Origin of the sequence: Sphingomonas sp. STIS6.2 (genome assembly GCF_000732685.2) — a bacterium.
GTDB classification, from domain to species: Bacteria; Pseudomonadota; Alphaproteobacteria; order Sphingomonadales; family Sphingomonadaceae; genus Sphingomonas; species Sphingomonas aerolata.
The window spans coordinates 1-9,437 of the sequence record NZ_JPDP02000026.1 but is presented as its reverse complement, the minus strand read 5'-3'; the positions used below and the strand labels follow the sequence as shown (position 1 = coordinate 9,437).

The window sequence follows — 9,437 nt, the reverse complement described above, 5'->3', positions numbered from 1 at the left end:
GGGGGGGGTATTCTGACTCAGAGGCCATCCGAAATTTAAGGATGTGAAGATCTTATTATTACCGCAAAAGTCGAGCAAAAACCTTTTTTAATAAAGGTAAGCTCGAGCTTTTACCTCAACAAATACAACACCCAAAACAAAGACGACCCGCTATTTGATAGCGAGTCGCCTTTTATATCTGGATTAGCCCTTGAACGGCTTGCCGTCTTGCCAGTAACGCATAAGACTTCCTTTTGATTAAATGGATTGTGCTGCCGCCCCGCGGCAAAATCGTCCTGCCCGTTCGTGGTTAATGTGGCAATATACCGAGACCGATTCGTTATCCAATATTCGTTGAGTAGAGGGTTTTGGCAGATAATCGGTGAAATTGCTGAGATTAAGCTCTAAAACTACTAAGCAAAGTTAGAACATGACGGTGGGGGAAAATGTGATAGAGAATAGAACGGCAGTCGCATAGTGATCGTGACGAGTGGATAGGACGCCGAAGCGTCAGCTGGAAATTGCCTGATATAGATGCGATGTGTCAGGCGCGTATAGTGAGCTCAATGGTGTTCGAAGCCTTCGAGAGTGTGCTGAACGATCTCAAAAACTCAGGGATCCTGGAAAGGCGCCCGCCGCCGCGCCGCGCTTCGTTTGGTCGAATAACGCCAACCGTTCAGCGCTAATGCAGCTTTAATAAAAAATAGACAGGATCAATCTCTGTATATGGAAGGTTTGTTGCGCCACTATTAAACTCGAGGCGGGACGCTAAGACAAACCATGTCAAAAGAGGAAATAGAAAATCAGCATGCCCGCGTTGCTAGCGCGTTAGGCATTGTTTCAGAAACTATGAGAAATCATCCCTACGACCTTGAATTGAAGAAGGGTGGTTCTCTATTGGTTCGATGGCATGACCAAGCGCCCGATGGAGTCATTCGGGAAGGGAGGTTGGGATCATACACAACACACATTCGGCCGAGAAATGGCTCTGCCCCTCGGACTTTTGTAGAGAAGGCGTTCGACGCTCCCAATCAGGCCAAATGATGAAGAACAGTAACTACTCTTTGACCACACCAGATCTCTACATCGTTCCTTAAGGCGTATGTCCTTCCGTCTGCGACAGCCTCCGCATCATTTGGACACTCCAGATCAATGCGCTCAATAATTTTACCGCCATTATCAATAACATACATGCGATATTCCAGCATAACCGTTCTTCCGGCCCCTTTCTGGGGAGCTAACATCAAATAAGGTCAAAGTTGTGTAAAGCGGTATCGCAACCGCGACGGTTTGAAGAAACCTCTAGTTGGTCAGATGTTAGCCGATGTTGCTGTCTGGTTGATTCGCTTAAGGCGGGCGTTAGGGTGGTACCATGACGGTAATAAGTCCCTGTGGTCTGCAAGCGAACTTAGAGAAAAATACGAGCGCATGCTTTGCGTGTCTGGCGATTTGATCGAGCTACGTCTCAAGACCACCATCCCGTCCGACGATAGTGCCGCGCGATGGCTAACGCGCTTCGGCCGCCCGAAACCGGCCGTTGCCGCTCCCTCTCCATTACCCTCGTTCAACGGTCATATGTGTAAGATACGGTCTCAATCGCGACTATACGACAAACATACGATAGTCGCCAATCGTGGTTGGCGACGGCGTTTTGCGACGATCGAGATGATACCGTCCGAAATCACCTGGTTGTCCCATAGTCGTGATTATAAAGCGGGTTTCTCACAGATTTGACTACTGAGCGGCGATAATGGGAAGGAAAGCTGCCGCTCCTAAATCGAAGCTTTTGGCATTTGCTGATCGATGTTGTCGATCGGGCCACCGCCCCCTGATATGCGGTTTGTATGCCCACCTACACCGTCACAATCATTAATGGACACTTCTCTCAGACAGGGGAGCAGGAATCGCGCGACAATATCGAGGCGTGGAAGGGCGCTATTTCCAGCGCGATTACGATCGCTGCGGATCAAGTGTCGAATGGCAACCCTTTCTTCGGCGCGGAGGTGACCGTCACGCAGGGCAAGGAGCAGATTGGCCGATACCTTGTTTCGGTGGGCGCTACTCCGCTGAAAGACTAAAGTCTGCTATTGGACGGAAATGGTCCGGCCGCTTTTAAGCGCTGATTGCCCGCCGCCCATTGTCGGAAAACATATAATAGTGGCCAATTGAGGTTGGCGACGGCGTTTTTCGACGCTCGAAAGGCTACCGTCCGAAATCACCTGTTTGGCGCACAGTCGTGATTGAAACGGGGTTTCCCCCACATCTGACTGCTGAATGGCAACAATTGGAAGGCTGCGAAACGTCGGTTTACGAAATACCTAATTGCGATAGCTGACATCGCGTCGCGGCTTTTCCTGAAGACGATGTCGAATTAGGACTACCAGTTATGCCGACGCAGCAGCCCGATAGGCTCTTTTAATATCCTCGGATCGGTCGAGCTTGCAGCGCGATATCCGGCGCTAAATTTAATTAATTTATATCAGACTTTTCGCACCTAATTCAGGTTGTTACGCGTTGGTGATAGCGTTGCATGATTGGAGCTGCCCGTGTGTCATGTCCTGGTCATCGAAGATGAACCGCTAATTGCCTGCCTGATCAGCGACATTGCAATGGATGCCGGAGCTACGTCGGTCGATATTGCCGACACCCCAGTGTACGCTTTGGCTCTGGCTCGGCCGCCAGCGGTAATCCTATTGGATGTCCAAATTATCGACGGTACCGGACCGGAGACGGTATCGGAGATTAGGCCACATCTTGGTCCGACGCCGGTCATTTTCATCACCGCAACGCCGGAGGCCTGCATTTCCTGTGAATACGCTGCAGCGATCCTTCAGAAGCCCGTTATGGCTCACCGTGTTAGAAATATATTCCGCCAGATTGCGCCGATATGAGCAGTGGACTCAATGCAACGATCTAACAGTATGCTAGATTAATGCCGTTCGATATCATTGAATTGTTTTACAGACCTCAAATGTTTCGGCTTGCTTCATGCCGCACTGTCAGTATTCAAGCTCATGCGAATCGAAGATAGCAAGGCAAGGGACGTGTCTCTGGTATCGTCGCTGTCGCCAAGGCCCGCAGCAATCTCGGCCTTCACGTCCATTGCGACGGTAACGACGTCGATGGCTTGTGTTACATTCAGAACCGAACGATCGATCAGGCTGTGGATCAGGCTTTCGACCAGAAGCATTGCGGCCTGACCATGAGCATCGGGGGGCTCCGATCCAACGACCGGGCAGAGCCCCTCGTTGTCGTTGCTTACTCCAATCATCATCATACTCCAGGGTAGGGTCCAGGGCCTTTGTAACTTCGCAGACGTCGAACCTTCGGACGCCACTTACGATGCCTCTAATTAGCAGAATCTCAGCTTTCGTTCCTCACTGAGGTTAACTTTTAACTACAACATACGACAATATCGCATTTTTACTCTCTAGGGGATGTAACCCCATGACCAACCGCTTTGTCGAAAAACTGCGCGGTTTCTCGCCGCTTAGTGATGCTGATGTCGCCGAACTGGTCGTGCTCACATCTCGCTCGCGCGTGATCAAGACGCGACACGACCTCATTCGGGAGGGGGATCGGCCGGGGCCGGTTTTTGTTATGATCGAAGGCTGGGCGTGCCGCTACAAGGTCCTTCCAAGCGGCACGCGCCAAGTTCTGGCGTTCCTGATGCCCGGAGACGCGTGTGATCTCCATATCGGCCTGCTGGCGGAGATGGATCATAGCATCCAGACGATGACGCCTGCTCGCGTCGCGACGATCGAACGTGTCGAGATGGATGAGCTGATGATGCGCCGGCCCGCCATTGCCCGGGCGATGTATATCGCACAGCTCATCGATGAAGGTACAATGCGGGCGTGGATTACGAGCATGGGCCGACGTACCAGCGTCGAACGGGTCGCTCATCTCATGTGCGAATTATATCTGCGCGTGAGAGATATCGCCCTGACCGGCGAGACGTCGCTAACACTCCCGCTATCGCAAGTCTTACTGGCCGACGCGCTGGGCATGACAAGCGTCCATAAAACAGGGTTTTGAAGGGCTTACGAATTGCTGGAGCAATGACGCTCCACCGTGGTAGCCTCGAAGTAAGCGACCCTGCCAAACTCGTACGTATCGCGGGCTTTGACGAAGGCTATCTTCACCGCCGCACACGCGTTGCGTCAAAACAATGGGTTAAGTCGGGAATAAAAACCCGAACATCATACTCAAACAATCTGAACCTATGTTTCGATTGCGATCGGCAACTCAGGTTATCCTGCCGTATCGCTAGGCCTGATTTTGCCGGCGGTAGGGGGACGCGCTCCCTTGTACCGTTGTGCAGGAGGCAGCCCATGCTTGATACTATTTCCCCCCTGGCCAGAATGGTCAAAAGCCTTGAGAAGTACATCGTCCTTCCCAAGGCCGACCAAGACGCAGTCCTGGCGTTACCTTTCAAAGTCACCCGATACGAGGCTGGAGCGTATCTCGTCCGCGAGGGGGACCGGATAGACAAATGTAGCCTGTTGATGGCCGGGTTTGCTTTTCGCCACAAGATCACCGGGGCCGGAACCCGACAGATCGTTGCCATACATGTTCGAGGCGACCTGCTCGACACCCAGAACCTCTTCCTGGATTACGCCGATCACAACGTTCAGATGTTGACGCCTTCAGAGGTTCTGACGGTTTCCCGAAGCGCTTTTGGTGCTTTAGTAAAATCGGTAGCTTCAATCGGCCATGCAGTTCTTCTTGGTGTTCTCGTCGATGCCTCAATCTACCGCGAGTGGATCTTGAACATCGGTCGGCGAGACGCCCGGGGGCGCGTCGCTCACCTTATCTGCGAGATCGCGGCCCGGCTGGATGTGGAAGGACGCCCTCCTGGGCAGGACTACGAATTCCCCATGTCGCAGGAGCAACTCGCCGACGCGCTTGGGCTTACGCCTGTTCACGTCAACCGGGTCTTGCGGATCCTGGAACTCGATGGCCTCATACTCCGAAAGAGCCGCCAGATACGGCTTCCCGAATGGGAGCGACTTCGACGCATATCGGACTTCGACGGCCGCTATCTCCATCAGGCACAGGCCACAGATATTTCGACAGCAACAGGGGACCCGAAGTGGAACAGAATCGTAGCATAGAAACGGTGCGCGCACGGCTCACCGCGATCAGATCAGCCTTGGAAGAGCTTCTTTGTGCTGCCGACGAAGCCGGAGAATATCTCCTCGGCGCCAAGCTCGCAGACAGCCAAATGTGCGTCGTGATTCGCCTGTCTGCCTTGGGTATGGACAAGCGCTGATCGGCTCTAGGCGGCCGCCGTACGATCTACCGATGAGTAGTGCATGTCCTTTACCCGCCAATCGGCGCATTTGGCTTCGACAATCACTAGCATCTGCAACTTTGCCGATGCTAAGTCCGAATTTAAAGGCGCTTATTGTATCCGCCTGCCTTGTTGAAACACATATGCCGAATTGCCCGTGCGTTCTGCGTCCCGCTAGAAACGTAAAAAGCTAAATCGGACGGGGCCTTGCAAGGGTGAGGCAGGCGCTGGGCACTCTCCGCCTTCAGCGTGAGCCGCAGCCCATTACCCTTGAAAATGAAACCTTTAAACATCCCGATGCCCCCAATAGGGCAGGAACGGATGCAAAAATATGACCGGTACCGATTACAATCTAGATTAATACGTGGAATCATGACCTAAGTGTGTTACATAAAAATGCTTGAGCCTGAGGCCCTGTTGCAAATGTCTACACTAGCGTTGTAACCCGGTTACTCGAACCTGGTTCGATAATGTCGGACGATCATAATCTTTTGCGCGTAAAGCTGTTCGCACTGACTCCATATAAAGAGATGCAGGAGAGGCCGCGATGACGCGATACTTTGTCGACGTGGTTGGTGTCGATGTGGATGATATCGGCGCCGAATGCGCCACACCCGGCGAGGCTCGCAATGCTGCAATCAGTTATCTAGGCGAATATCTTCGGGACTTTCCGGACTAGGCTAACGAAGGGCATTGGCAGGTAGATGTTTGTGAGGAAGATCGGCAGCCGGTCTTTAATATTGTTATCGCAACGGTTGCTGTACACGCGGTCAGTAAGCCCGTTGAATGAAAGAACTTCGTGGAGCGCACGGTAGCAGTAAAAACACTGTAAACTAGTGAGTGGCATTGGAAGGGGAAATATGATGACACTTGATCGCCCTCCTCCTCTAGGCGGCAATATGGCAACGACAGGTCATTTGAAGTTGCCTGCGGCCCATGCTTTCGTAGACAAGCTAAAGGCTTTCGCTCCCCTGGACGCGTCAGATGAGTTGCGGCTGCGCAATGCAAGCCTCCAGATCCGCACGTATACCAAAGCGCACAACCTTATCCGCGAAGGGGACCAACCGGGACCGGTATTCGTCATTCTTACAGGGTGGGCGGCGCGCTACAAAATACTGCCCAACGGCAACCGCCAGATTATTGCGTTCATGATACCGGGAGACTTCTGCGATATACATGTCGGCGTACTCGATGAAATGGATCATAACATCGAAACACTGACGGCGGCTACGATCGCGACCATTCAGAGACCGGAGATGGAGGCGCTTGTCGAATCATCGCCGGCACTTACCCGGGTCTTTTGGTGGACGCAGCTGGTTGAGGCTGCAATGCTGCGTGCGACGATTGTCAGCCTTGGCCGCCGCAACAGTCTCGAGCGCGTTTCGCATCTGCTTTGCGAGCTGTGTTTCCGCCTGCGCAATGTCGCGGGAAACGAGGCAAGCAGTTATGTGATGCCGTTTTCGCAAATCATACTGGCTGATGCCGTCGGGTTAACGCCGGTCCACGTCAATCGAGTGTTACGCAAGCTTCGCCAAGAAGGCGCGTTGAAGCTTGGCGGCGCTTCGATCATAATTTGCGATCTGCCCGTGCTTTCACGCATAGCGGGTTTTGACGACAACTACCTCCATCGTCGCCTTAAGCTGTAAACTTGAGAGCGTTGCCGGGAACGGCAGATACCTATTTTTGGCTTCGAACCGTTTCTTCACAGCTTGCATCAGCCCCGTAGCTACGATCACATTGCATTGCTTAAGTAGGCTCGCATTATACATATATTGCATAAGATATTGCCACTTATAATCATTTTCTTGATTAAAGATAAGAAAGACGGCGCCTCGTCAAGTATCAGGATTGCCGATGTATCCTGTACGATGCATTGGGTCGGCATCTTAGGTTTTGACCCTGCCAAATTAATCTGACGCTGCAAATGTCTTCAGTATTAGTGGGGAAACCGAATGGCAATATCTCGTGTTAGCGCGCACTCAGGTGTTGGTAACGAGAAAGGGTCGATCCGCCATCGCACTGCTGCGAGTCTCACACACGGCAACGTTGTCCTTCGGCAAGACAAATTCGAAGGCTTAGATCACTTGGTCGCCGCATATGGGCTGATGAACGATGCCCAATACCTACTGAGCAAAGATAAATGTAGTTTGTCAGCGGCAAAACTTGCGGATGCAATTGAGTACCTCGCTGTCACGATCTCTCACCGTCGAGCAGCATCCTCTATCGAGAAATAGACGCTAGGTTCAGCACCCCAGCGCCACATTGAGTCGCTCCTCAACTGGCCCACACGCTATGCGAGACGTTCAGCATAGTTCCCGCTAAAGCGCTCACGGTTAATAGGAAGCCTACGTCACCACGTATGATGCGCGTAAGCCTTAACGTCTTGTTCGCCTGTCATCGGTAAGCCGTAGAGAGGCCGGAGCACGTAGACCTATGTTTGAGCACCTTATGCAGAACTCGGAGGCCGCAATGCTCTCCTCCGGTCAGATCCTGGAATCGCTGCAGCACCCGGTTCTGGTCGTCGATGCCAACAGTGAAATCACCTACGCCAACGCAACCGCCGCGGCCAGCTTTGGTGGCTAGATCGTCGGGCTGACACTGGCCGACATTTTTTCCGATTATCTGCGACCCGTCTCGATCGGCGAGGGCCCGTCGAGCATGCGGCTCATGACGCGCCAGTCCGAGGCGTATGATGCGCTGCTTAATCCGATTGGCGGGAATAATATCTGCGTTAGTTTCTGGCCGGTTGCCATAGTCCCCGTCGAGAAGGCGCAAGCCCAGACGGACGATCTGATAGGGCTCGCCTTGCGCAATACCTTCATGGCGACACTCGAGCGCGCGTTACCTGGTACAGCTGAAGGCGGCGAACCCGTCGCGGTGCTCTGCCTCGATCTCGATCGCTTCAAGATGATTAACGACACACTTGGGCACGGCATCGGGGACCAGCTGCTTAAAAAGGTAGCGGACAGGTTACGCAAGGCCTCACGCAAAGACGATCTCGTCGCCAGGCTTGGAGGCGACGAGTTCGTTATCCTCCAGCGTGGCATCCGCTCACCGCGCGACGCTGAGCTTCTCGCCGAGCGCCTCGTCGATCTTATCGGCCGGACCTACGTGCTTGGTGGGCACACGGTGAACATTGGCATTAGCGTTGGTGTGGCGCTTGGATCCGGTTCGATGCAGCCCCGTGACCTCCTCCGTAACGCTGATTTGGCGCTTTATGAGGCAAAGCGGGCGGGCCGCGGCCGCTACCGCTTTTTCGAGCACGGGATGGACACGCTGCTTCACGAGCGCCGCGAGTTGGAGATCGACCTTCGCCGTGCATTGGCGCTTAAGCAGTTTGAACTCCACTACCAGCCTTTCCTCGATCTCACGACTGATACCGTCATGGGCTTCGAGGCGCTGTTGCGCTGGCAGCATCCTGTTCGCGGCAATGTGCCCCCACTCGATTTCATCGCCGTCGCCGAAGAAAACGGGCTGATTGTGAAGATCGGCGAGTGGGTGCTTCTAACGGCATGTATGGAGGCGGCAGCTTGGCCGCGCGATCTTGTCGTGGCAGTCAACGTCTCGCCGCTACAGTTCAAGGCGGACACGTTGCTCGCATCCGTTTCACTTGCACTTGCCAGATCGGGGCTCAAGCCGGAGCGCTTGGAAATCGAGATCACCGAGAGCGCCCTCCTCGCGGACACGGATAACGTGCTAGCGACACTGCATGCGCTGCGCGCTCTGGGCGTTAAGATTTCGATGGACGACTTCGGCACCGGCTACTCGTCGCTGAGCTACCTCCAGAAGTTTCCATTCAACAAAATCAAGATCGACCGCTCGTTCGTTGCTGGCGACGATCCCGATAGTGAGGCCATCCTGAAAGCGGTCTCTGGTCTGGGCACCAGCCTTGGCATGGCGATCACCGCCGAGGGGGTTGAAACGGCCGAGCAGCTCGAGCGCATACGTAATCAGAACTGTACCCATGTGCAGGGGTACCTCACTGGACGGCCGATGGCACAGGCTAACGTGCAGTCCTTCCTTATCAGCAAATCCGACGGAGACGGTGATGTCCACTGAAACCTATCGTTTAGTATATTATGACCTGCTCCCCAGAATTCATGCCATTGGTAAGTTAGCTCGTCAGATGGAGACGAGTGATGCGGCGAGGCCGATTTACCGA

Annotated in this window: 10 protein-coding genes; 9 read left to right on the top strand and 1 reads right to left on the bottom strand. The window is 53.6% G+C overall.

The window, feature by feature from the left end:
• The first annotated feature begins 1,823 nt into the window (after nt 1–1,823).
• Nucleotides 1,824–2,057, top strand: a complete 234-nt coding sequence (locus tag sphst_RS04140) for a hypothetical protein (protein WP_031392979.1) — start codon at nt 1,824–1,826, stop codon at nt 2,055–2,057.
• A 468-nt stretch (nt 2,058–2,525) separates the two neighbouring features.
• Nucleotides 2,526–2,870 carry a response regulator gene (locus sphst_RS04135; RefSeq protein ID WP_031392980.1) on the top strand — a complete coding sequence of 115 codons (345 nt, stop codon included), beginning with the start codon at nt 2,526–2,528 and terminating at the stop codon, nt 2,868–2,870.
• Nucleotides 2,871–2,965: 95 nt separating this feature from the next.
• On the opposite strand, the gene sphst_RS04130 is transcribed toward sphst_RS04135, so the two are convergent.
• Nucleotides 2,966–3,253 (bottom strand): hypothetical protein, encoded by a 288-nt coding sequence (locus sphst_RS04130; protein ID WP_159043499.1) that lies wholly within the window; start codon nt 3,251–3,253, stop codon nt 2,966–2,968.
• A gap of 173 nt (nt 3,254–3,426) precedes the next feature.
• Here sphst_RS04130 and sphst_RS04125 point away from each other — a divergent pair, with 173 nt between their 5' ends.
• The 7 genes from sphst_RS04125 to sphst_RS04110 all read left to right on the top strand — a co-directional run bounded on the left by sphst_RS04125 (nt 3,427) and on the right by sphst_RS04110 (nt 9,334).
• On the top strand, nt 3,427–4,017 hold the full coding sequence (locus tag sphst_RS04125; RefSeq protein WP_051916179.1) for a Crp/Fnr family transcriptional regulator: 591 nt from the start codon (nt 3,427–3,429) through the stop codon (nt 4,015–4,017).
• A gap of 296 nt (nt 4,018–4,313) precedes the next feature.
• Nucleotides 4,314–5,096 carry a Crp/Fnr family transcriptional regulator gene (locus sphst_RS04120; protein WP_234387325.1) on the top strand — a complete coding sequence of 261 codons (783 nt, stop codon included), beginning with the start codon at nt 4,314–4,316 and terminating at the stop codon, nt 5,094–5,096.
• On the top strand, nt 5,075–5,254 hold the full coding sequence (locus sphst_RS20280) for a hypothetical protein (protein WP_159043498.1): 180 nt from the start codon (nt 5,075–5,077) through the stop codon (nt 5,252–5,254). Before sphst_RS04120 ends, sphst_RS20280 begins: the two co-directional genes overlap by 22 nt.
• A gap of 568 nt (nt 5,255–5,822) precedes the next feature.
• Nucleotides 5,823–5,954: a DUF6894 family protein gene (locus sphst_RS21470; RefSeq protein ID WP_267895105.1), complete on the top strand. Its 132-nt coding sequence runs from the start codon at nt 5,823–5,825 to the stop codon at nt 5,952–5,954.
• Between the two features lie 184 nt (nt 5,955–6,138).
• A complete protein-coding gene (locus sphst_RS04115) occupies nt 6,139–6,921 on the top strand; it encodes a Crp/Fnr family transcriptional regulator (protein WP_159043497.1) in 783 nt (260 codons plus the stop codon).
• 787 nt (nt 6,922–7,708) lie between these two features.
• A complete protein-coding gene (locus tag sphst_RS20275; RefSeq protein WP_159043496.1) occupies nt 7,709–7,858 on the top strand; it encodes a PAS domain-containing protein in 150 nt (49 codons plus the stop codon).
• Between the two features lie 84 nt (nt 7,859–7,942).
• Nucleotides 7,943–9,334, top strand: coding sequence for a putative bifunctional diguanylate cyclase/phosphodiesterase (locus sphst_RS04110; protein ID WP_199848906.1), 1,392 nt, complete (start codon nt 7,943–7,945; stop codon nt 9,332–9,334).
• Nucleotides 9,335–9,437: the final 103 nt, after the last annotated feature.

Bases quoted from the DNA above. Each gene is read 5' to 3' on its own strand.
- sphst_RS20275 (WP_159043496.1), top strand. From the start codon at position 7,709: ATGTTTGAGCACCTTATGCAGAACTCGGAGGCCGCAATGCTCTCCTCC.
- sphst_RS04110 (WP_199848906.1), top strand. From the start codon at position 7,943: ATGACGCGCCAGTCCGAGGCGTATGATGCGCTGCTTAATCCGATTGGC.
- sphst_RS04140 (WP_031392979.1), top strand. From the start codon at position 1,824: ATGCCCACCTACACCGTCACAATCATTAATGGACACTTCTCTCAGACA.
- sphst_RS04125 (WP_051916179.1), top strand. From the start codon at position 3,427: ATGACCAACCGCTTTGTCGAAAAACTGCGCGGTTTCTCGCCGCTTAGT.
- sphst_RS04115 (WP_159043497.1), top strand. From the start codon at position 6,139: ATGACACTTGATCGCCCTCCTCCTCTAGGCGGCAATATGGCAACGACA.
- sphst_RS04120 (WP_234387325.1), top strand. From the start codon at position 4,314: ATGCTTGATACTATTTCCCCCCTGGCCAGAATGGTCAAAAGCCTTGAG.
- sphst_RS04130 (WP_159043499.1), bottom strand. From the start codon at position 3,253: ATGATGATTGGAGTAAGCAACGACAACGAGGGGCTCTGCCCGGTCGTT.
- sphst_RS21470 (WP_267895105.1), top strand. From the start codon at position 5,823: ATGACGCGATACTTTGTCGACGTGGTTGGTGTCGATGTGGATGATATC.